The sequence below is a fragment of the Streptomyces bluensis genome, from assembly GCF_014650715.1.
GTDB lineage: Bacteria > Actinomycetota > Actinomycetes > Streptomycetales > Streptomycetaceae > Streptomyces > Streptomyces bluensis.
Window position 1 is genome coordinate 385,677 of the sequence record NZ_BMVM01000004.1, and the last position, 20,205, is coordinate 405,881.

16 protein-coding genes are annotated in these 20,205 nt (G+C 70.2%); 2 read left to right on the forward strand and 14 right to left on the reverse strand.

Annotated features, from left to right (window positions below):
- Positions 1-4 precede the first annotated feature (4 nt).
- The 13 genes from IE262_RS14440 to IE262_RS14500 form a co-directional block, all read right to left on the reverse strand.
- Positions 5-538 carry a phage baseplate assembly protein V gene (locus IE262_RS14440; protein ID WP_189873923.1) on the reverse strand — a complete coding sequence of 178 codons (534 nt, stop codon included), beginning with the start codon at positions 536-538 and terminating at the stop codon, positions 5-7.
- Between the two features lie 48 nt (positions 539-586).
- On the reverse strand, positions 587-1,726 hold the full coding sequence (locus IE262_RS14445) for a hypothetical protein (protein ID WP_134040326.1): 1,140 nt from the start codon (positions 1,724-1,726) through the stop codon (positions 587-589).
- Positions 1,719-2,102 carry a LysM peptidoglycan-binding domain-containing protein gene (locus tag IE262_RS14450; RefSeq protein WP_189873925.1) on the reverse strand — a complete coding sequence of 128 codons (384 nt, stop codon included), beginning with the start codon at positions 2,100-2,102 and terminating at the stop codon, positions 1,719-1,721. Before IE262_RS14450 ends, IE262_RS14445 begins: the two co-directional genes overlap by 8 nt.
- Before the next feature lie 10 nt (positions 2,103-2,112).
- Entirely contained in the window at positions 2,113-2,814 is a 702-nt protein-coding gene (locus IE262_RS14455) for a hypothetical protein (protein ID WP_189873927.1), read from the reverse strand.
- Positions 2,811-3,491: a hypothetical protein gene (locus IE262_RS14460; protein ID WP_189873929.1), complete on the reverse strand. Its 681-nt coding sequence runs from the start codon at positions 3,489-3,491 to the stop codon at positions 2,811-2,813. Before IE262_RS14460 ends, IE262_RS14455 begins: the two co-directional genes overlap by 4 nt.
- A gap of 16 nt (positions 3,492-3,507) precedes the next feature.
- Positions 3,508-10,428, reverse strand: a complete 6,921-nt coding sequence (locus IE262_RS14465) for an eCIS core domain-containing protein (RefSeq protein ID WP_189873931.1) — start codon at positions 10,426-10,428, stop codon at positions 3,508-3,510.
- Complete coding sequence (locus tag IE262_RS14470) at positions 10,425-10,709, reverse strand: hypothetical protein (RefSeq protein ID WP_134040317.1); 285 nt, start codon at positions 10,707-10,709, stop codon at positions 10,425-10,427. Before IE262_RS14470 ends, IE262_RS14465 begins: the two co-directional genes overlap by 4 nt.
- Positions 10,700-12,703 (reverse strand): ATP-binding protein, encoded by a 2,004-nt coding sequence (locus tag IE262_RS14475; RefSeq protein WP_189873933.1) that lies wholly within the window; start codon positions 12,701-12,703, stop codon positions 10,700-10,702. Before IE262_RS14475 ends, IE262_RS14470 begins: the two co-directional genes overlap by 10 nt.
- A 33-nt stretch (positions 12,704-12,736) precedes the next feature.
- On the reverse strand, positions 12,737-13,690 hold the full coding sequence (locus IE262_RS14480; protein ID WP_189873935.1) for a Pvc16 family protein: 954 nt from the start codon (positions 13,688-13,690) through the stop codon (positions 12,737-12,739).
- A gap of 88 nt (positions 13,691-13,778) precedes the next feature.
- Positions 13,779-14,543, reverse strand: coding sequence for a hypothetical protein (locus IE262_RS14485; RefSeq protein WP_189873937.1), 765 nt, complete (start codon positions 14,541-14,543; stop codon positions 13,779-13,781).
- Entirely contained in the window at positions 14,536-15,303 is a 768-nt protein-coding gene (locus IE262_RS14490; RefSeq protein WP_134040309.1) for a T4 family baseplate hub assembly chaperone, read from the reverse strand. The genes IE262_RS14485 and IE262_RS14490 overlap by 8 nt, the downstream gene beginning before the upstream one ends.
- Positions 15,304-15,329: 26 nt before the next feature.
- Positions 15,330-15,854, reverse strand: coding sequence for a phage tail protein (locus IE262_RS14495; RefSeq protein ID WP_131563567.1), 525 nt, complete (start codon positions 15,852-15,854; stop codon positions 15,330-15,332).
- Positions 15,855-15,889: 35 nt separating this feature from the next.
- Entirely contained in the window at positions 15,890-17,752 is a 1,863-nt protein-coding gene (locus IE262_RS14500) for a phage tail sheath subtilisin-like domain-containing protein (RefSeq protein WP_134040307.1), read from the reverse strand.
- A gap of 368 nt (positions 17,753-18,120) precedes the next feature.
- Between IE262_RS14500 and IE262_RS14505 the strand changes: the two genes are divergently transcribed.
- Positions 18,121-18,543, forward strand: a complete 423-nt coding sequence (locus tag IE262_RS14505; RefSeq protein WP_229877255.1) for a YchJ family protein — start codon at positions 18,121-18,123, stop codon at positions 18,541-18,543.
- A gap of 50 nt (positions 18,544-18,593) precedes the next feature.
- Here IE262_RS14505 and IE262_RS14510 read toward each other — a convergent pair whose 3' ends face one another.
- On the reverse strand, positions 18,594-19,313 hold the full coding sequence (locus IE262_RS14510; protein WP_134040303.1) for a FadR/GntR family transcriptional regulator: 720 nt from the start codon (positions 19,311-19,313) through the stop codon (positions 18,594-18,596).
- Positions 19,314-19,566: 253 nt separating this feature from the next.
- Between IE262_RS14510 and IE262_RS14515 the strand changes: the two genes are divergently transcribed.
- A complete protein-coding gene (locus IE262_RS14515) occupies positions 19,567-20,085 on the forward strand; it encodes a gluconokinase (RefSeq protein ID WP_134040301.1) in 519 nt (172 codons plus the stop codon).
- The last annotated feature ends 120 nt before the right edge of the window (positions 20,086-20,205 follow it).

Here is a 20,205-nt window from a genome sequence, read left to right on the forward strand (position 1 = left end):
GTTTCTAACGCTTCGGTTCCACGGTCAGCTGGCCCTCGTTGACGATGACCCTGCCGTCCTGGAGGGTGATCCGGGCGTTGCCGGCGGCGATGACGATCGCGCCTTCGGTGATCCGGATGTACGCCCCGTCCTTGGCCTGGAGCAGGATCCCCTCGTCGGGGCCGGTGGTGTCACTCATCACGATCTTGTGCGCCAGCTGGGTCTGCACGACGACGGGCTTGTTCGGCGAGTTCGTCTGCACCTCGCGCCGCGCGTCGGGCGGCAGCTCGTCAGCGGTGCCGTACCAGCACCCGGTCCACACGGGGAAGCTGGGATCCCCCTGCTCGAACTCCACCCACACGCCGGCGCCGGGCGGCGGCACGACGAACTGCCCGGACTGCGGCCCGGTGAACGGCAGACAGGGCAGCGCCCACGTCGACGGCTCGTTGCCGAGGACGTCCGGGACCTCGACGGTGACGCGGCCGATGCGCAAGGGGTCGTTGTTGTCGACGACCCGGCCGCGGAACTTGCCGAGGTAGCGATTGCTGGGTGCCGCCATGGTGGGGTGCTCCTGGTCGATGTGTCGAAAATGGCGAAAGTGATACGTCTACGGCCGGACGTAGTCACTGCGGGCTTCGAGGCCCTCTCGGGAGAGGGTGAAGTTCTGCTGGTACGAGCCCGGGCGGAGGTTGTGCGTGACGGACTTGACGTAGTAGTCGCCGTCGTAGGCGCGTCCGGAGCCGCGTACGCCGACGAGTTGGCGGGGCTGGAGGATGTACCCGTGCCGGTTGACGTCCAGTGACCCGGACCCGGAGACGACGTCGGCGGAGACGGCTGCGCGGGCGAGGAGTTCGGCCTCGGCCTCCTGGCGCTGCTGCTTGGCGGTGCCGGAGAGGGTCCTGCGCTTGAGGGCGGGGGTGGGGCGCTTGCCGAGGGGCGGGCGGAGCGGGCTGATGGAGGGTTGCGGGAGGAGGTCCGACCGCCGGTTCTCCGGGTTCTGCCAGCGCGCTTGAGGCTCCTCGCGGGCCGTCCCGTCGTACGCGAACGTCAATTGATCGACGGTGGAGTTGGCGTCCATGTTGACGTTGAGGGCGTGCTGGCGGATGCCGAGGCGGACTTCGGGTCCCCAGCGGGCGGAGGACTGACCGGCGGTGGGCCCGGGTTCGAGGTAGAAGGTGTAGCCGTTCGCACGAGCGAGCTCGGTGACGTACTGCAGGTCGGTCCCGGTCTGGTAGTGCACGCGCAGGTTCTGGTGGGGCGGCTGGGCGACCTTCTCCTTGTAGACATCGGGCCGGATGCCGTAGTCGGAGTAACGGCGGAGGATCGCGAGCACGCGCTCGGAGGGCGGCAGGTTGGGGTACGAGGCGGTGCGCTCCTCCAGGTCGAGGAGGAGGGTGAGATCCTCGCCGGTGACGGTGAGGGTGGAGTGACCGGGCTGGTTGCTGGCACCGACCTCATGGCGCACGATCAGCCCGTCGAAGAGCACGTCGGGCGTGCCTTTGACGTTGACGGTGACGATCAGGCGGGTCTTCGGGTCGAAGAACCCCTCGGGGAGGAGCCTGCGGCTGATGATCCCGTTCTTGGTGAGGTCGAAGGCGAGCTGAAAGCCGCTGCGTTCGCCGGCGGTGGCGGTGATCTGCGCGGACAGCAGCGCCTCGGTGACTTCGGCGGGGACGGGGCGGGCGAGCTGGGGTCCCATGAGGAGGGTGATGTGGACGGGGCCCTGGCCCACGGGCATGTCAAACACGTCGGCCGCCCTGCGGGAAGCCGCCGGGAACACCACCGGCGAGCGGGATGTCGATGACGCGCCCGGCCTGGTCGGTCAGTTCGTTCGGGTCGAGGACCGGGTTGGCGTCGGCGATCTGCCACCACTGCGACGGGTCGCCGAAGTAGCGCTGGGCGAGGAGGTCAGGGCGATCGCCGGCGCCGACGGTGTGGGGCTGGGTCTCGTCTTCTCGCTGGTCGAGCGGGGGCAGCAACCGGCGCTTGGTGTACCGCACTTCGGTCCCGTCGGGCTGACGGTGGACCCCGATCTCGGCGTCGTGGTACCGGCTGGTGCGGGGGTAGGGGTGCGCGCCCGGTATCGCATCCAGCGCGCTCTCGTAGGGCTCGATGTCGGCCATGGTGGTGTACTCAGCCCCTTCCGCTCGGTATGCCCGCTGCTCCGGCCCCGATGCCGCTGAGCCCGAGGGAACCCAGGCTCCCTCCGCGTGCGGCCGCGGCCAGCCGCTCCTTCTGCGCGAGGTGCGCCATGTAGAGGTCGGCACCGCGGTGCCCGGCGGGCAGATCGCTGACGGTGAGGATCTTCATGCCGATACTGAGGGAGGCGCGGATCGGGTTGAGATTGACGTCGAACGCGGACTCATTGATGGAGAGTTCGGTGAGCCGTACGGGCATGACGCGCTTGCTGCCCCAGGTGAAGAGGGTGAGCGGCATCTCGATCGGGCTGATCTCGATGCTCCCCTTCTGCGACAGCCGCATCGCGTCCCGCAGTTGCGTGGTGGTCGGCTGCACGAGCATTTCGAGGGTCGCGAGCTGCGGGTGGATGCCGTCGGGCGCGGCAATCTCGAACTGGTCGGTGGCGTCGATCTCGGCGGTGAACTTCCAGGTCTCTTGGGCGGGGCCTTTGAGGCGGAGCGCCTCGTTGCGGTCTCCGCTGCCGGTGCCTCCGCCTCCGGCGTCGCCGCTGTCTCCGGCGGACTGGGGCGAGACGCTGCGCTCCAAGGTGTCCGGGTTGAACTGGAGGATGATGATGCGCTGCGGGGTGCCGGTGTCGGGGTTGACGACGACGATGCCGGAGCGGATGGGTTTGGGGATGTCTGCGTAGCGGGTCACGTGCGCTCCCGGAGGCGGGTCTTCAGGTCCGTGTAGTCGTGGTCGGGGAAGAGCTCCGGAAGCACGTCCAACATGCTGTGCAACTGGTTTGCGATGGTTTCGAATTGCTCGGATCCTACGGGCGCCTCGGTGAAAAGGTGCTGCCAGCCGAACGCGCCTTTGGTCAGTCGCAACGCCTCAAGGTACTGCCGGTAGTCAAGGCCCATCTTCCACAGGCCTGTGTTGTCCGACAGCCATACCTCCGGATCCTCGATCCCCGGCTGAAGCCTCAGCGCGACGAAGAAGCCCGAGCCAGTAAACGGGTGCTCGTCGATGATCCTTAGCTGTTCTCCCATTTCTCGATCCTCATCCGAGTACAAGGAGGACGAGAAGTCAGGCGGATCCTCATGCACGGCGAGCGGTAGCGGCGTCAGCCTGAACTCTCCTGCGGCGAATGTAAAGGGAGGAACGGTCTGCCATTGACTGCCGAGCATTTCGAAGCGAATGAAGTCGTCGTGGTAGGAGGGGGCGAGCCGAATTCCTTCCCACTCCTCCAAGTCGTCGAAGGACGACGCGTCCGCAGAAGCCTCAACCTCTCCCACTATCTCGTTGAGTACCTGAGTTCCGGGACTTTCTTGCAATTCCTCCAATATTCTCATCCAGCCTTCTTCGTAGGCCGTCAGTTCTCCTATATCCATCAGAACCTCCCATTGATCAGAAGACGATTTTTCCACGGATCTCAGCCTTCTTCAGGAGGCCGATCAATTGCTCACGTGACCTCCGTCCCGCGGGCTTGACATTTTTCAATAGTTCCGTTTCAAGGTGTCCCATTCCACTGAAACTCCCGACGCCGCTCCTCGCATGGAGGATCGTCTTCACCCATCGCACCGATATTTTCAGCGCGGCTCGGATCTGGTATTGATTGCCCGTGTTGAGGTTCACTGAGAGCGGCGACTGAGCGGCACTGCCACTCCACGGCGGCCGATCGAACTGGCCTTTCCACTGTCCGCTCTGACCTGGCTTCCTCTCCCAGTACCCCTTGGGGTAGTGGTAGGTTCCCCAACGCATGTAAATCTGGCGCGGAAATCCCGGATACTGGTTTCGCAGAATTACGTTGACGTCATACCAGATCATGTCCTCAAGCGGCCCGTTCGGTGGCAGCTTCCCGATGGCACGTGCGGCGGGATGCTCCACCCCGTCCCGCGCGCCTTCGTTGTCCGCCTTGCGTGCGGGCACCAGGTTGGACGTGGAGGCGTGGCCGCCCAAGAGGGCCGTGAGTACGTGCATGCGAACCCAGGCCGCACCCGCTCCAAGGTTCCGCGCGACGATCCTGTCCCAGCCCAAAGGCCAGGCGTCCGGGCGCTCGGTCGCCTCGGTGCCCCTCTTGACCTTTTTCTGTATGTACGACGCTCTGAACGACTGTGCCACTGTCCCGTCCGAGAACGGAGGCAGGATCGGTTCCGGCAAAGGCGGTTTACCCGCACCGCGCGAGCGCCGCTCCAACAGTTCGGCAAGTCGTTCCATCAGCCGCTGAAGGTCACGCAACTGGGTGTCGAAGTCCGAACGTCCACCGCGCTGGTAGATCGGTTCCCCGTACGAACGGTACCGTCTTCCCCTCCCCTTTCCGACTTCCCTGTCGGGCAGCCGGTCCTGTGCCGCCTCCACTATCGCTCGCTGCGCTTCGGCTCGTTTCCGAGCGGTCTCCTGATCGGTGTGCAGGTCCCGCTGCTCGGAGATGGGAGGAGAATTGTTCTCATCCCCCCAATTGTCGATATAGGACTTGATCGAAGCCAGAGTGGTCCGCATCGCCAGGTCGGCGCTCTTGCCCTTCCCGTCGAAGAGCAGTGTGTGAGTCGCGCCGTCCACGGTGCGGAAGCGGACCGTGGGAAGGTCGTAGTCTGTCCTGCCCTCCGGCTCCAACTGTCGGCCCCGATCCCGCGTCCTCTCCCTGGCCCGGTCCCGGTCCCGTGTCCGGTCCTGCGTACGCCGCCATTGGTTCCGCAGCCGCCGCAGCCGGTCGTTCAGCCGGCTGCCGAGTGTGCGGCGGGCCCTGCCGAAGAGTCGGTGTGCCGCTCGACGGGCTCTGTTGACAGCCGACTTGATGGTCTGGCGGGCGCGGCGGAGGGGGCGGGGGCGGTCGGCCGGGCGGCGGTCCTTCTCCCTGTCCTCGGAGCGGCGGTCGCGGTTCCTTTCCTCGGGGCGCTGGTCGGTCCGTCGGTCATCGTCCGGGCGGCGGCGGTTGTTCGGACGCTGGCTGCCCGGACGCGTGTTCCTAAGGTCGTGGTCGCGGTCGTCCGTGCCAGGGCGCCGGCGGTCGGGGCGCAGGGTGTCGCGGGCCGGGCCGCGGCGGGTTGGCCCGCCGGAGCGCTCGTCCCGGTCCTCGTCGCGCGTTCGGCGCTCCGCGTCCCGCATCCGCCGCCGGGCCGCGTTGACTTCGCGGCCCTCGTTGCGGCGTTCTTCGTCGTCGCGGCGCTTCTTCGGCCTGGTGGTGTGGGCGGGGCGCGGCTTCTTCTCCGGGGCGGGGCGTTTGCCGGGGCGCGGCCGCGACGGTGGCCGTGATGCCTGGTCCCGGGTGGGCTTGCGCGGGGTCGGGCGGCTCGCGGGACGGTCGTCCACGCGGTCGGCAGGACGGTCGTTCGGGCGGCCCGAGTCCGGTGTCCGGTCGTCGGGGCGTGTGGGTTCCTGGTCTCTGGGCCTGGTGGGAGTTCCCGGCTGGTCGGGGCTCCCGGACGGGCCAGGGCTGGGCTTCCTCTGGCGGAGGTTCTTCAGCATGTCGCCGAGCCGCTCGGCCACCTTGCCCATGAAGCGGCTGACGCCCTCGATCAGGAACTGGTAGACCAGCTCCAGCAGGGCGACGACACCAGCCGCGACCGCCTTCGCGAAGGGCAGGGCGCCGTTGCCGCTCTTGACGGCCTTCAGGAAGTCCATGAAGAGACCGAAGGCGGCGAGGATCTCACTGAGCGCACCCCACGCCGTCTGGAGGGCGTCGATGATGGCCATGACCCAGCCGGCGCCGGGGATCAGCCTTGCGACCACCTTCTCGACGACCAGGACGCCGATGATGAGGGGCAGTTGGGGCAGCGCCTCGTCCCAGGCCATCTGTGCCATCTGCTCGACGGTGACGCCGCCGGAGATCAGCTCCTGGAAGTCCTCCATCGGGATGCCGATGATCTCCTGGACCTTCTGGTTGAACCAGGCCTTGACGGCGGTCTTGATCTCCTCGAAGAGGTATTCCTTGGCGCCGGTCTCCGCGGCGGCCCCGGCCTTGCTGATCCAGTCGCCCGGGTCGGAGACGATGTCGTTGAAGATGGCGGCCCATTCGCCGAGGGCCGCGACGGCCGCAGCACCGAACTCCAGGGCTCCCACAGTGACGGTTTCGGCGATGTCGACGGCCGCCAGCATGCCGGATTCCAGCACGTCGAGCCCGGCCAGCAGGGCGCCGCACAACCCGTCGAGCAGGGTACCCGCGACTTCCTTGAGCGCGTCCGCCGCCTCGTTGACCTTCTGTACGGCCCAGTCGCGCCCCTCGTTGATGGTGTTGCGCCACTTGTCGCGCATCGCCGGGTAGTCGGCGAGGAGTTCGTCTCCGAGGGCGATCAGCGCGTCGGCAAACAGGTTGATCTGGTCGATGACCCAGTTGCGGGCATCGTCGATGAGTTTGAAGACCTGTGCTTTGAATTCCTCGATGAGGTCGGTGACGACCTGACGGGCCCTCTCGAAGATGCTCTTGATCGCGTTCTTGAGTTCCTCGAAGAACTCTTTCAGCTTCTCGATAGCCTCTTCGAGCCAGTTGTCGGCGTCGCTCTTGCCGTCCTCCTGCTTCTGCTCCGCCTCCTGTTCGGCGTTGGTCTGCTCGTCCTCGATCCTCTGGTTGTCGTCCTCAGTCCGCTTGTCGACGTCCTTGTCGGTCTGCTCCTGCTTGTCGTCGATGTCCTTGCGGACCTGCTCGTACTTCTTGCCCTTCTTGCCGTCGATCTCCGCGGCCTTGTCGTCCTGCTCCTTGCGCCAGTTGTCGCGGGAGTCGGCGATGTCGGAGCGGCCCTGGTCGCGGGCCTCGGCCTGCTTCTTGCTGCTGGCAGTGACCTCCCGCTGGAGGTCCCGGTCGTGCTGCTGCCGGTCCTGCGTAGCCTTCTTGTCCTTGGCCTGACGCTCCTGCGTCATCTTCTGGTGACCTTGGGCGAAGCCCGCCTGGATCTGTGGGCCGCGGTCGTGCTCGGCCACAGCAGACGCGGACTCGATCGGCACCCCGCCCCCGGACACCGACCGGGCACCGCCCGCGCCCGCGGTCTTCTTCCCGCCGGGCACCTTGCCGGTCAGGGTCTCCTTGGGCACGTCCGGATAGATCTGGTCCTCGCCCATCGGGCGGGCCGCGTCCTCACGGCCGGCCTGGTGCAGCTCGGTCTTCCGCTCGTCGAGCTTCTGGCTCTGCTCGTCCGTGCGCTGCGGGTCCGAGTCGTTCTCCAGCGGCAGCCTCGGGGCGTCACCCACGCGGGCGTTCTGCAGGCCCTCGTCCTTGGTAGGGAGCCCGAGTATGGAGTCAATGAGGTCGTCGAGCGGCAGGATCTCCTTCAGAAGTCTGCCGAAGAGCTGGGCGCCGATCGTCACGGCGATGTCCCACCAGCTCGGCTCAGGCACGTTCGCGCCTGGAACCTCGCCTTCCGGCTTCTGTTCGCCGGTGATCTCGGGTGTCTGACCGGGAGCCGCCTTGGTGCGGGCGACCTTCGCATTCGTGTACGTGCCGGGGGCAGACGCGGTCGGGCCACCGGGAACGGTGCGCGGCGAACCGGACGGCCGCTGTGTGGTCGGCGGCGCCTTGCGCAGGGCCGTGCGCTCCTTTTCGACGGAGCGGCCCACCGCACCGTCGACTCCTTTGAGCGTCTCAACTGCTTGGTGGGGCTTCAGCGACCCCGCCGTGGCCAGCCCCGACTCGGGGGTGGCGTTGGAGACGTCCGGGGCCGGGGCCTCCTTCTTGGGCTTCGACCCGCCCACCGCGGGGCGGCCACCGCTGCGGCCACCGGCTCGTACGGGCGCGGGTGCCGGGGCCGTACGACCGCCACCTCCGCCACCGCGGCGCGACACGGTCCTCGCGGCCTGCCGTGCAGCCTGCCGCTTACTGCCAGTTGGCCGGGCCCGCGAGCCCGTGGATCCGCCCGACGAGCCACCGGATCCCGGGGACTCGGTGGCTTTGGGGGTGTTGGTCCTCGCTTCCGGCCCCGCGGAGCTGGCAGGAGGGCCGTTACCCGGTGTGAGTTTCGGGGCGGCGGCGGGACCTGGCGTGGAGACATGGTCGGGGCCAGTCCCGGGCCCGGAAGACGTGGCGGGTCCCTTGCCCTCCGTGACGTCACCCTCGCTGGGGGCGGGGGTCTCCGGGTCGCTCTTGCCTTGGTCCGCGCCGCTGGCACCCCTGCTGGCCCCGATGCTCGCCGGGTCCTCGGCGGCCGCGTCGTCCTGCTTCTGCGCCTTGTCGGCTCCGGCGCTCGTCTCCGGCCCACCGCGACGGTCGGGTTTGCCGGCTTCCGGCTTCCCGGCGGTGTCGGCCCGGCCCGTGCCCTCCGCCGGGGCAGGCTCGGACGACGGCGAACCGGCTCCTTGTGTACGGGCGTCCTCGCCCGCCCTGGCCAACTGGTCGGGCGCGGCCGGCTCACCGACTGCCGCGGCCGCCCCGGTCGCCGCAGCATCCGAGGCCCTGGCCTCCTCATCGCGCCGCGCGTCCTCAGCGTCCTCCTTGCGTTCGTCCGCCTGCTTCCGGGCCCCGTCCGCCCCGCCGACGTCCGACACCGAGGTGCCTCCTTCCGCACCCGGCGACGCCGTACCCAGTCCATCGCCGATTCCGGACAGGCCCGCGTCCTGCGCGTCGGTCGTACCGCTCAGGATGTCCTCAAAGGACTCGCTGTCGCCTGCCTCCTCCTCGGCGCGTGACGCAGCATCCCTGGACGTGTCGGGCTCTGTCGCCTGCGGAGCGGTGTCCGGCGCCGGAGCCACGTCCACGGACGACAGGCTGGGCAGAGGGGCCGTACCCTTGCGCCGTTCCTCGACAAGGTTCGGGTTTTTCGCCGCGTCCGTGTAACCGACGAGGTCGACATCGGGCACGGGCTCCAGGCTGGCCGATGCGGGCGTGTGGCTGCCCCTCTCTTGCTCCGCACCGTCCTGTTCGGACTCCGATTCCAGACCCAACGGCTCGTCGTCGGCGTCTTGCTGGTTCTCCGGGTCCCCCGCCGTCCGGGCCATACCGGAGTCGCCTCCGGTCCGGGACTTCTCGCCGGGCTCGGCCCCGCTGCGGTCCACAGCGCCGGGGGCTGCGGCCTGCCGACCCGCCACCTCGCCCGCACCCGCGTCCTGGCGCTGCTCCTGCTCGACGGCCTGCTTCTCCGGCTCCTGCGCAGCCTCGTCCGGACTGTCCGCGTCCTCCCCGGCGTCGCGCTCGTCCTGCTTGTCCTGGTCCTGCTGCTCGCGCTCGGTGTCCGAGGCGTCCTTGCCTTCTTCCGCAGCGTCCTTCTGCGCGTCCCGGCCGGAGGCGTCCTTGTCCTCCTGCTGGTCCTGCGATCGCTCCTGCTGCTGCTTCGCACTCTCCTGCTGACGCGTGGGCGAACCTGCGCCGCCCTGAGCGTTCTCCTGGCCAGCGTCGTACATGGATCCGTCGCGGCCCCCGGCCGCCTCGTCCCGGCCGCCTCCGGGCGCGGTCCGCCCGTCCTGCTGTCCCCCTCCGGGCCTGCCGTTGTCGTTCTCGGGTACGTCTCTTTCGCGGTCCTGGGAATCGCCCGCCTCGGCCTCGGACTCCTCCCCTGCCCGCTCTTCCTCGATCTCCTCCGCCGCGCCAGGCACGGCCAAGGGGGCCGCCGCGGCCTCCATCGGCAACGGCCCCGCCTGCTCCGTCTCCTCCACGACCTCCAGCAACCGGTCGATGACAGGTGCGGGCAGCCGCACCTCCAACCGGTCGAGGACGGTGTCCTGGACCTCCGGTGCCATCTGCGCCAGCTGGATCCGCACCCGGCCCGACCAGTCCTCCGGGTCCCCGCGCAGGGAGCGCAAGATGCCGTTCGCCACGCGATCGACAAGGGTCGCGGGGTCCAGCGCCTCCATACGGCGCCGGTCCGCGTCCACCGTCGCGTACCGCAGCCAGCCCGGTGTCGCCTGCCCCTCCTCGACCTCCGGCACGGAGTCACGTGCCGCCTCGGGACGTGCGAGGTCCTGTGCCGCCGACTCCGCCTCCCGCTCGATCGCCTGCTGGGGCAGGCTCACGGCACCCAGTTCGCGTCCGGCGCGCAACGCGCCCAGGCCGTGCGGGTTCTGGACCGTGTGCAGCAGCTCGTGGGCGAGCAGGCGGTGGCCCTCCGCCGTGCCCGGTCGGTAGGCGCCCTCGCGGAAGAAGACGTCCTGGCCCACGGCGACCGCGTCCGCGCCGAGGAGGTCCGTGAGCTGTCCGGCGTCGCGGCCCGTGTGCAGGCGTACGCGGCTCAGGTCGTGGCCGAGTTGCTCCTCCAGTTCCCTCCGCACCCCCGGGTCGAGGGGCTGGCCCGCGCCGCTGACGATGTCCTTCGGCTCGGGAGTACGGGACTTGGCGGCCCGCTCCTTACGCTTGCGGCGGCGCTCTTCGGCCGATTGCTCCGAACGGTCCTGCTGCGTCTGGGAGGTCATCGCGTCACCTCCCCGTGGCCGCTCAGCCCCTCGTGCACGACGCGTGCCAGTTCCTGGCCCAGGCGGCGGGACGAGAGGCCGGCGGGCAGGGGCGGGAGCCCGGACAGCGCGTCCAGGGTCAGGGGGCCGTCGGTCGCCAGCGGTACGCCGTGCCTCTCCACCAGTCGGGTCAGCTCGCGCTCGAACGCGGCCGTGACCCGCTCGGGGTCCACCCGGAAGCCGCTCAGGGCGAGTTCGCCGATCTCCACTCGTATCGCCGAAGGCTCCCTGTTCACACCCATCCCCGTACCTCCCCCGGTGTCAGGGACCGCTCCAGCTTCAGGTACTCCGTTCGGGCCGCCGCGAGCATGTGACGCATCTGGAGGCGGTCCCCCTCCTCGGCGGCGAGGAAGGCGCCCGACAGCGCGATGTTGCGGATCGAGCCGCCCGCCACCGTGAGCTGGGCGAGCAGCTCCGGGTCGATGTCCTTCACTGGGGCCTGCGGTGGCAGTACGCGGCGCCAGATCTCGGCTCGCTCGTGCTCCGCCGGGAACGGGAAGTCGACTACGAAGCGGATGCGGCGCAGGAAGGCGTTGTCCAGGGCCTTCTTCATGTTGGTGGTGAGGATGGCCAGGCCGCGGTAGGCTTCCATCCGCATGAGGAGGTAGCTGACCTCCAGGTTGGCGTACCGGTCGTGGCTGTCCTTCACCTCGCTGCGCTTGCCGAACAGCGCGTCGGCCTCGTCGAAGAGGAGGAGTGCGCCGCCTCGTTCCGCCGCGTCGAAGACCCTGCGGAGGTTCTTCTCCGTCTCGCCGATGTACTTGCTGACCACCTGGGACAGGTCGACGATGAACAGGTCCAGGCCGAGTTCCTTCGCCATGACCTCGGCTGCCAGCGTTTTGCCCGTACCCGAGCCGCCCGCGAAGAGTGCCGTGACGCCGAGGCCCCGGCGCAGCGTCCCGGCGAAGCCCCACTCCTGGTGGACCGTCGGGCGCTGGCGTACGTGCGCCACGATCTCGCGCAGTACGCTCGTCTGCCGGTCGTGCAGGACCAGGTCGTGCCAGCCCGCCTGGGGTTCGATGCGGCGGCCCAGTTCGTCCATGCCGATCCGTGCCTCGTCGAGACCGGCGCGCCAGGCGAGTTCGGCGGCGTCGAGTTCGTCCTCGTGGGGCAGGTCGCGGCGTACGGCGGCCGCAGCGGACCGTATGACGTGCGGCGGCAGCTGGAACTGGGCCACCAGGGAGCGGAGTTCAGAGGCGCGCAAGTCGGCGACATCCTCGAACGCGGCTGTCCAAACGCCCAGTTGTTCTTCCTCGTCCAGGCGCGGGACCGTCACGCGGGCGCCGTGCGGGCGTTCCGAGCGCAAGGGGTCCTCGCTCGACACGACGAGTGGTACGGCGGCCCCGGACAGGAACGACTCCGTCGCCGAGCGCTGGTCCCGGTCCAGTTCGCCCGCCTCGACCAGCAGTGCGGCGGGGAGGAGGATCGCCTCGCGCTGCCACAGGCGGGCCAGGCGGTCGCGTTCGGCTGGGTCGGTCGGGACGTCCTCGGCGGCCATCGCGTAGAGCCCGAGCCCTGAACGGGCGGCGGCCGCTGCGGCGATATCGGCCCGGCTGCGCAGGTCGCCGCCGGTCAGCTGGGCCAGCGGCGGGGCGTCGGGGCTCGTGCCCGTCGTCCAGCCGGCAGCCACCCGGTTCGCGGCCATGTCGTACGACGGCGGCAGCGCGTCCGGTACCGGTACGCGGCGCAACTGGCCGTGCAATCGGGCGTCCAGGTAGGGCGAGTCCAGCAGGAAGTGCAGGATGCGTTCGTCGAGGCGGAGCCGGGACGTCGTCAGGCGTGTCTCGTCGTCCAGTTCGACGATGCGCCAGCGCCGCAGCGGCGCCACGGGGGTGAGCGCGCTCCAGTGCGGCTCCTCCAGCGCGGCCAGGGCGAGCGAGAACGTGGGGTAAGCCCGCTCCCGGTCACCGCAGGCGGCGGCGCACCGGGCCGCGGTCGTGGGCTCCAACTCGTGGGCGGCGGTGAGGAGGACGAGGTCGCGCTCGAAGGGGGTGAGGCCGAAGCAGGCGGCGAGGGCGTCGAGCGGGGCGGTTCCGGGGCCGGCGACCGCGGGGGCGGCGTCCGGTACACCCGCGTCGTCCTGAGCGCCGTCGACGCGCGCCGCGTGAGCGTCGACTCGGGCCAGGACGCGCTGGATCTCGGCAGTCAGCGTCGACCCGCCGTCCCGTGCGGCGGCGGTGCCCGGCTGCCGCGTTCCCCGCGCTCCCCGAGCTCCCCGCGTTCCCTGCTCTCCCATGTCCTCACCTGCCCCCGTCGGTCCCACGTGGCCTCAGTTGTCGTCGGCCGTCTTGTCGTCTGCCGTCTTGTTGTCTGCCGTCTTGTTGTCGGCTGTCTTGTTGTCGGCTGTCTTGTTGTCCGCCGTGGGCTGGGCGGACTTCGACGTCCTCTTCGCCGCCTTGGCCGTCTTCGCCGTCCTGGTGGGCTGTGCTGCCTTCCTGGTGGCGCTCTTGGCCGGGGTCTTCGCCGCCGGTTTGGCCACCGCCTTGGAGGGCGCCGGCTTGGAGGGCGCCGCCTTGGCGGCGGGTACGGGCTCAGCGGTGCCCGAAGGCTCATCCACGGCCGCACCCGCGTCGGTGGGCCCCGGCGGCACCGGCGCACCCGGCGCACCCGGCGCCCCGAACGGCAGCACCCGTACATCGGTCCGCTCCACCGGCTTCCCCGGCACGGGTGTCTCGCGGCCCTCGATGTAGACGAGGGCGGCCTGGTAGACCACCGAGAGGACGTACGGCGTCTGGTGGAGCATCCCCCACAGCTTCGACGTCTCGTCGATGTCCATCACCGTCGGTGTGAACCGCACGCGCTGCGCGGCCTCCGCGAGGTCGCTGCCCGCCAGGTACGGCTTCTCACCTGCCCGTTCGATGACGTCCTTCGGCAGGATCGGTATCTCGTGCAGGGTGCGCACCACGGAGCCGATGAGCCGCTCGCCGACCAGTTCGGACTCCTCGCCGTACGCGCTGATCAGGTAGTGCAGGTCCAGTGCCGCGGCGGGCCGCTTGCGCAGGGTGCCGTCGGCGGCGCGGGTCGGCAGGTCGTTGCCACGCCCGGAGACGTTGGGCGTGACCTGGTAGCAGAACACCGAGATGGTGGGCTCGGACGGCGGCTCGGTCGGTGGTTTGCCCAGCTCCATCTTGACGGCCAGGTCGAGTTCCGGCCCTCCGAGGTTGGACTCGATCAGCACGGCGAGGGCCTGGGTGACATGGGCGATGGCGAGTGCGTTGCTCATGACGTCGGTTCCTCAGTCCCTCTGCTCCAGTTGGTCGTACTGGTCCTGCCGGTCCTGCCGGTTCTCCTGGCGCTCCGTTCCGTGCCGCTCATGTGCGCCCCCGTGCCAGGTACTCGGCGAGGCTCACGGTCGCCTCCGGGCGCCCCGGCGGCTCCGTACGCCGCTTGCCGCCGCCAGGTGCGGGCGCCGACGCCGTCACCTCCAGCCGCCCGATCTGCACCTGCACCACCTGCTCGGGGGCCCGTCCGGGCCGCCGGGCCGCGGCCTGTCGTACGGCGTCGCGTGCTGCCGCCGTGTCCGCGGCGCTGGGGAGCAGCGCCGGGCTCACGGCGGCAGGGGAAGCGACGCCCGTGCCCGGGGGGTTGGGCACGGACGCCGCGCTCTGGGCGGGGCCCCGGTCGGGGCGGCCCCGTCCCGCCGTGCGGCGCGCCGGGTCGGCGACCGGCCGCGGTCCCGGGGCGACCGGCGTGGCCGGACGCAGCAGCGGGCTCTCGGGCGCGGACGGCCGGGCCGGCCGGGCCTCCGCGTCGGCGGGTGTCCGCTCGGTGCGTACGACAGTCCGCTCCCGTTCCGTGCGCACCCGGGTCTCGCGCACCGCCGGGCCCGGCACCTCCGGCGGCGGCGCGACCGAGGGGGTGGCGGAGGGCCACAGCGGCTCGGGGCCGTCCACGTCGGATGTCCGGGCCCGTACGGCCTCGATCCGCTCGAACGGTCCGGGCAGCCGGGGCCGTACCCGCACCACGCCCGGCCGCTGGGTGGCGGCCGGGGCGGTGTGCCGGGCGATCAGCCGGTCGAGGAAGTCGGACTGCTCCGGCGAGCCCGCCGGCCGGCTTCCCGAAGGGGAGTCAGACATCCGCACACAGCTCCAGGTAGTAGCGGCGCCGCAGCGGGCTGAGCGCCAGGATCTCCGGCTCGCTCCAGCCGTAGGCGGTGGCGAGCAGGTGGACGTCGAGCAGCACGTCCCGGGCCCAGGCGTCCAGTTCGGTCCAGAGGTAGGAGGCGATGTCGAGTTCGGCCCGGGTGGCGTGCCCGCACTCGGGGCAGGCGACGTTGAGCGTCACGTCGGCACCGGGGTCGGCGGCCTCGACGGCCTCGGCGATACGGCGCTGCACGGGTGCGGGCAGTTCGTCCGCGCCCACGGCGGTTCCGTCACGCACCGCCGAGACGAGGCACCGGGCGATCAGGGCCCCGCGCGGGTCCGCGGCCCGGGCGACCGCCGTCAGGTCGGCGACGCCGGGCAGCCGGAACTCCACGTCCCAGCCGCCCTCCGCCACCCGTACGACGGTGGTCTCCTCCCGGCCGCCCTCCCCCACCCGGACGACCGACTCGTCCGGCCCGCCCAGCGTCCGCGCGAACTCCCCTGCGTCGAGGTCGAACTCCATGTCCTCGCCGCACGCCCCGCACTCCAGACGCACCTGCATCCGCTCGCCGAACAGGGCCCGGCGCAGCGTGAACAGGTCGGCCTCGCGTGCGCCGACCGGGAGCACCGGCAGCGCCCGGGCGTCGAGGTCCGGGCGCGCGGTGCGGTGCAGCAGCAGCGCGCGTCCGGCCGGCGCCTCGGCGAGTCCCGCCTCCCAGGTGGCCAGCAGGTCGGCCGCCCCGGTGATCGCCATCTCGTCCCCCCTTGACTACCCGCTGCTCAGGCCGGGTTGAGGAACGACGGCTCCTCCGGCTCGGGAATCTCGTAGTCCCGTTCCCAGCCCTCGCACTCCAGCTTCAGTGACTGGATGGCCACCGCGTTGGCGTTGGCGTCCAGCTCGCCGAGGACCTGGTACTCGCTGGGCCAGGTCCGGTACAGCTTGTGCGAGACGGCGACCTGGCCGGCTTCGTTGAGGACCTGGATGACGATGTCCTTGCGGAAGTCGGCGAGGGACACCTCGGAGCCGAGCCCCGCCCCGACCTGCCAGACCTTGTTGGCCCAGCGGTCGAACTCGGGGTCGTGGGTGACCCCGCGTTCCAGGGTGATGCCCTCGAACTCGGAGCGGCCCGGCGACTTGCGCGGGGAGGAGGGGTCGCCGCCGTGGCGGTGCTTGACGACCTCCGTGGTCCGCTTCAGCGGACTGATCTTGCTGATGCCGGCGACCGTGCGACCGTCCCACAGGACCAGGAACTTGAAGTTCTTGTAGGGGTCGAAGCGATGCGCGTTGACCGTGAACTCAGCCATCGGATTCCTTCAGCTCTCCCAATTCTGCGACGGTGCTAGAGCGCGAACTGCCCCGACGTCTGCTGGATTTTGACGATCACGAACTCGGCGGGGCGGACCGGCGCGATGCCGACGAGGACGTTGACGATGCCGTTCTCGATGTCCTCGTCCGTCGTGGTCTCGCTGTCGCACTTGACGAAGTAGGCCTCGCGCGGCGTGCTGCCCTTGAAGGCGCCCTGGCGGAAGAGGGTGTGCAGGTACGAGGAGGCGCTGAGGCGGATCTGCTGCCACAGGCTCTCGTCGTTGGGCTCGAACACGACCCACTGCAGGCCGCGTTGCAGGCTCTCCTCCACGTGCAGCGCGAGCCGCCGTACGGGTACGTACTTCCACTCGCTGTCGAGCGCGTCGGAGCCCTCCAGCGTGCGCGAGCCCCAGACGAGGGGGCCGGTGAGCGGGAAGGTGCGCAGGCAGTTGACGCCGAGCGGGTTGAGCAGCCCGGTCTCGCGGTCGGTCAGGTCGACGGTCAGCGAGTGCACGCCCGCGAGCTGCGCCTCCGTGCCCGCCGGGGCCTTCCACACTCCGCGCTCGGAGTCGGTGCGCGCGATGACGCCCGCGACCGCGCCGGACGGCGGGAAGGAACGCAACCGCCCGGTGAGGGGGTCGGTGAGCTGGATGTGCGGGAAGTACAGGCCGGCGTGGTTGCCGCGTACGGGGTCGAAGGCGGAGAGGCCGGCGCGGGCGGTGTCCACGCTGACCCAGGTGCTGGGCGCGTCGACCAGCAGGAAGATCCGGCGCTCCTGGCACAGCCGCTGGGCCGCCGAGACGACCGTGAGCATGTCCTCGGTGTTCTCGTACGCCGCGAGCTCCGGCAGGGCCAGCAGGTTGACGTCGGCGACGCCGCGCAGGGCCTGGATACCGGTCTTGTCGGTCTCGCCGCCGATGAGGTCGCGCGGTCCGGGGGCCTCGCCGTCCTCGCCGCCCTCCAGCGGGAACACCGGCGGGTTGACGGAGGCCTCCAGGCCCAGGTCGTTGGCGCACTCGCCGAGGAAGCGGACGACGTCCTCGGGGTCGGTGGAGCCCGCGACGACCTGGAGGCGGCGGCCGAAGGGGATGACCTCGGCGCCCGCGAAGGCGTGCTTGCCCGGCGCGTCGGGCAGCGCCCGCAGCTTGCGCTCCAGGAGCAGGGCGAGCTCGGCGACGGTGCACGGGGCCTCACCGTCGGCATCGGGGTCGTGGAGCGTGAACTCGCGCTCCACCTCACCGATCTTGACGGTGAGGTCGACGGCCAGGTTCGGCAGCTCGTGCCCGAACGGCTTGGAGACGGTGCCCGACGGGTCGGGGCGGCCCTCGCCGACGGCCTCGACGCGGATCAGCCGGGAGCCCGCGTTGATCACGGTCGGCGCGTAACGGCCGTGCCCGGCGTCCATGGACAGCCCGGTGAAGCTCTCGCGGGCGTCGCCCTTGGCGTCGTACACCCTGAGGTTGAAGGTTTCGTCGGGGCGGGGCGTGTCGTAGTCGACGGCGACGCGCAGGCCGTTGCCCCACACCCCGGGTTCCTTGGCGTGCACTTCGAGGACACGGCACTCGCTGTGGCCCTCGGTGGACTCCAGGACGACGCACGCTGCCTTGCCGCTGCCCGCCTTGGCGACGCGGACGATCACGGCGACGGAGCCGCCGTTCGCGAAGAACTGGTGCACCGCGTAGGCGACGGCGCTCTGCGAGCTGAGGCCCCCGAAGCGGCGCTCGAACTCGGCGAATCCGGTGACGCGCACCGGCTCGTTGAGCGGGCCCCGCCGGGTGTGACCGACGAAGGCGGTCACCGAGGTGGTCACGGCGGAGATCGTGCGGGTGCTGCTGGGAAGCTCTTCGACGTAGACGCCGGGATACGTCGGCCTGGCGGAACTTGCGTTCGTCGGCATTCCCCCTCCTATCCCTTCTCGGGCACCGGTGAAAGGCACCAAGAGGCGGCAGAGGGAGTCGTGGTCGTCCGGCGCGCGCGGGCTGTGCCGGCGCGGTGACGCGCCCGGCCCGCGGGCTCCGCATCAGTTCCCCCGTCATTTCCCCGGGCGGACGGCCGTCCGGGGCAAGCAACTCGGCTTGTGACCCCTGATGCTCAAGTGCTCAATCCACCTTGGTGACTGGGCAGTTGGAGGAGCAAGGCGCGTTCACGCCAGTCCCGGAGGAGGTTCCATGAAGGACGGCGAACACGACTCGCACACGATGTGCGCATGTCGGGACGGAAGCTTCACACATCTCCCACGGGTGGTATTGCAGCAGAATGGACCCCATGTCCCGACACACCCAGCGGTTCCGGCGCAGGCACCCCTCGACCCCGGCACACAATGCCCACTGTCCTTGCGGTCTTGCGGAGACGTACGAGAACTGCTGTGGCCGGTTCCATACGGGCGACACGAGCCCACCGACCGCGGAGGCGCTGATGCGGTCCCGTTACACCGCTTTCGTCAAGCGGGACGAAAGGTATCTGCTGCGCACCTGGCATCCGCGCACGCGGCCCGCACGGGTCGACTTCGAGCCAGGGCTGACATGGACGGGTCTGGAGGTCCTGGAGACAACCGACGGCTCCGCCTTCCACTCCACGGGAACCGTGACCTTCCGCGCCTCCTACCGGGGCGGCGCGCTGCACGAGCGCAGCCGGTTCGAGCGGGTGGAGGGGGCCTGGGTGTACGTGGACGGGGATTTCGTCGAGTAGTCGGTTCGCCGAGCAGTTGGTTCGCCGAGCAGTTGTTCGCCGAGCAGCCGCTACGGCGCCGGTCTGCCGCCCGGCGCCAGGATGTCCAGCTCCTGGAGGGCACCGATCGTGATCTCGCGGGTGAGCTGTTCGGCACGGTCCGCGTCGCCCTCGCGGACGGCCTCGGCGAGGTGGACGTGCAGGGTGACAGCCTCGGGGTCGGGGTCCTCGAACATGACCTCGTGGTGGGTACGGCCCGCGAGGACCTCCGCGACGACGTCGCCGAGGCGGGCGAACATCTCGTTGCCCGAGGCGTTGAGGATCACGCGGTGGAAGGCCATGTCGTGGACGAGGTACTCCTCCAGCCTGTGACCGCGCGAGTTGGCCACCATCCCGAGGGCGCACTCGGTGAGCTCGGCGCACTGCTCGGCGGTGGCGTTCCTCGCGGCGAGCCCGGCGGCCACCGGCTCGATCGCGGAGCGCAGCACGGTGAGGGAGCGCAGTTGGCGCGGGCGGTCGGCGCCGGCCAGGCGCCAGCGGATGACCTGGGGATCGTAGACGTTCCACTCGGCGGCCGGACGGACCGTCACGCCGACCCGGCGGCGGGACTCGACCAGGTGCATGGACTCCAGGACACGGACGGCCTCACGCATCACCGAGCGTGACACCTCGAAGCGCTGGGCCAGCTCGTCGGTGCGCAGCACGCTGCCGGGCGGGTACTCGCCCGCGGTGATCGCCGGGCCGAGGCTCTCCAGTACTCGGCCGTGCAGCCCCCGGCCCGGTGTGGTCATGGAGATCAGGGTACGAGGAGAGTCGCGTCGAGAAAAAGTCAGACTTATATGTCACAGACTCTTGAATTTGTCGTACCTAATGGGTTTCAGTGTGGTCGACGTCAGATGGCGCCAGGTGGCGTCAGCGTCAGGTGGCGTCGGACGACGTAGCGCGACCATCGCGCGCTGCGCGCGGTCCGAACGGGGCCGGCGCCCCGGTCAGCGTCGCGGTCTGCGCGTGACGTCGAATGTCGATGAGGACAGCGAGGTAGAGATGCGTTCCCCCCACGTCGTCGTGGTCATGGGTGTGGCCGGGACCGGCAAGACCACGATCGGTCCCCTGCTGGCGGCCCGGCTCGGCGTTCCGTACGCCGAGGGCGACGACTTCCATCCCGAGGCCAACATCGCCAAGATGTCGGCCGGGGTCCCGCTGGACGACGCGGACCGGTGGCCGTGGCTGGACGCCATCGGTGCGTGGGCGCACGGGCGGGCCGGACTCGGCGGGGTCGTCAGCTGTTCGGCGCTGAAGCGGAGCTACCGGGACCGGTTGCGGGCGGCCGCGCCCGGTCTGGTCTTCGTGCACCTCGTCGGCGACCGCGAGCTCATCGGCGAGCGGATGACGCACCGTCAGGGGCACTTCATGCCCACGGCGTTGCTGGACTCGCAGTTCGCCACGCTCCAGCCGCTCCGGGCGGACGAGCCGGGTGTCGCGGTCGATGTCTCGGGCACGCCGGAGGAGATCACCGAGCGGGCCGTGGCCGCGCTCGGAGAGCTCGACCGGCCGTCTCGCTGAGTCCTTCGGTGTGAGTACCTCAGCGTAGGTACATCCGAGCGTTCAGCGTACGTACATCCGCGCACCCACTTTTACGCCGGACCACTCCGGGCAAGTGCTTCTCCTCACCCCCTCACCCTC

What these genes read in the sequence shown, in the direction of transcription:
- IE262_RS14510 (WP_134040303.1), bottom strand. Translation starts at nt 19,313, where the DNA reads ATGACCACACCGGGCCGGGGGCTGCACGGCCGAGTACTGGAGAGCCTC.
- IE262_RS14475 (WP_189873933.1), bottom strand. Translation starts at nt 12,703, where the DNA reads ATGGGAGAGCAGGGAACGCGGGGAGCTCGGGGAGCGCGGGGAACGCGG.
- IE262_RS14515 (WP_134040301.1), top strand. Translation starts at nt 19,567, where the DNA reads ATGCGTTCCCCCCACGTCGTCGTGGTCATGGGTGTGGCCGGGACCGGC.
- IE262_RS14505 (WP_229877255.1), top strand. Translation starts at nt 18,121, where the DNA reads ATGTCCCGACACACCCAGCGGTTCCGGCGCAGGCACCCCTCGACCCCG.
- IE262_RS14450 (WP_189873925.1), bottom strand. Translation starts at nt 2,102, where the DNA reads ATGGCCGACATCGAGCCCTACGAGAGCGCGCTGGATGCGATACCGGGC.
- IE262_RS14460 (WP_189873929.1), bottom strand. Translation starts at nt 3,491, where the DNA reads ATGGATATAGGAGAACTGACGGCCTACGAAGAAGGCTGGATGAGAATA.
- IE262_RS14485 (WP_189873937.1), bottom strand. Translation starts at nt 14,543, where the DNA reads ATGTCTGACTCCCCTTCGGGAAGCCGGCCGGCGGGCTCGCCGGAGCAG.
- IE262_RS14500 (WP_134040307.1), bottom strand. Translation starts at nt 17,752, where the DNA reads ATGCCGACGAACGCAAGTTCCGCCAGGCCGACGTATCCCGGCGTCTAC.
- IE262_RS14480 (WP_189873935.1), bottom strand. Translation starts at nt 13,690, where the DNA reads ATGAGCAACGCACTCGCCATCGCCCATGTCACCCAGGCCCTCGCCGTG.
- IE262_RS14440 (WP_189873923.1), bottom strand. Translation starts at nt 538, where the DNA reads ATGGCGGCACCCAGCAATCGCTACCTCGGCAAGTTCCGCGGCCGGGTC.
- IE262_RS14490 (WP_134040309.1), bottom strand. Translation starts at nt 15,303, where the DNA reads ATGGCGATCACCGGGGCGGCCGACCTGCTGGCCACCTGGGAGGCGGGA.
- IE262_RS14465 (WP_189873931.1), bottom strand. Translation starts at nt 10,428, where the DNA reads ATGACCTCCCAGACGCAGCAGGACCGTTCGGAGCAATCGGCCGAAGAG.
- IE262_RS14470 (WP_134040317.1), bottom strand. Translation starts at nt 10,709, where the DNA reads ATGGGTGTGAACAGGGAGCCTTCGGCGATACGAGTGGAGATCGGCGAA.
- IE262_RS14495 (WP_131563567.1), bottom strand. Translation starts at nt 15,854, where the DNA reads ATGGCTGAGTTCACGGTCAACGCGCATCGCTTCGACCCCTACAAGAAC.